Raw genomic sequence first — 1,157 nt, 5'->3', positions numbered from 1 at the left:
GACAGAAATCTGCTTTAATAACCGCTCACGATTCGACGTGATATTCAATATTGGCGTGCTATAAATTTTTTTACACAAATAATTTGCTACTTTAGCCAGCGTTTTCGTAGGCCCAATGCCAATCGAAGTAGGTATTCCCGTATGTCTTAGAATCTTCTTCTGCAATTCCTGACAAAATAAATCAGGAGAAGAAGATAAACTCCTTAAATCAAGAAACGCTTCATCAATGGAGTAAGTTTCTACGTGCGGCCAAATTTCTTCAATGGTGCACATCACCCGCTGGCTGATGTTGCCGTATAACGTGTAGTTTGAAGAAAAAACATGTACCCCATACCGCTCGCACAAACCTTTAATCTTAAAGTAAGGCGCTCCCATCGCAATACCTAATGCTTTAGCTTCGCTGGAGCGTGCAATACAACATCCATCATTATTGGATAACACCACAATAGGAACATCCTTTAAGTCAGGACGAAACAAGCGCTCACAGCTGGCGTAAAAATTATTGCAATCAACAAGAGCGAACATACTAGGTAAGCTCATGCAGGACTAAAGTCACCACACCCCAAATCACCATCTCACAATCTTGTGTCATATCGATGGGTTTAAATTGGGGATTGGCAGGAAGTAATTGTACTCTTCCCCCTTTTCTTGCAAGACGCTTTACCGTCAGTTCGCCATTGATTGCCGCAATCACAATACGTCCATCAGAAGGCTCGATACTCCTATCCACAAGCAACCAATCTCCTGAAAAAATACCCGCATCCACCATAGAATCGCCCGTGGCTTGTACTACAAACGTGGCGGATGGATGTTTAATGAATTTGGTATTTAAATCGAGATATCCTTCAATGTAATCGTCCGCAGGCGATGGGAATCCTGCTTGAACTTTACTTGCGAAAACTGGCAATTGCACCGTGCGATTCTTTAATTGCTCTAATTCGACAAGTGTGGCTACCGGAAGACGAACTGCTTTAGTCGGCTCACCCCTAGGGCGTCCTGCCCCTGCTCTTTTTCCGCCACGTGGAGACATAATAACTCTTTTTTTGATTTACGTACAAATATCATAAATGGGGAAAAATAAGCTGTAAATCCCATATCAAGGCACCATGAGCTGAAATCAACATTAAGTCTTCGAGAATATTAAGAAAAATTTTTTT

The 1,157-nt window shown here is 41.9% G+C and carries 2 protein-coding genes; both read right to left on the bottom strand.

Annotated elements, in window-relative coordinates; translation table 11 throughout:
* A partial coding sequence (locus A8O27_RS18085; protein WP_445554037.1) for a Y-family DNA polymerase occupies nucleotides 1-540 on the bottom strand: 540 nt, incomplete at its 3' end.
* The gene (locus A8O27_RS18080; RefSeq protein ID WP_058460479.1) at nucleotides 527-1,030 is read right to left on the bottom strand and encodes a LexA family protein; all 504 of its coding nucleotides are present in this window, start codon (nucleotides 1,028-1,030) and stop codon (nucleotides 527-529) included. The genes A8O27_RS18080 and A8O27_RS18085, both read right to left, overlap by 14 nt.
* Nucleotides 1,031-1,157 lie beyond the last annotated feature (127 nt).

Origin of the sequence: Legionella bozemanae, assembly GCF_001648595.1 — a bacterium.
Lineage (GTDB): Bacteria > Pseudomonadota > Gammaproteobacteria > Legionellales > Legionellaceae > Legionella > Legionella bozemanae.
This window is presented reverse-complemented; position numbering and strand designations above follow the sequence as displayed.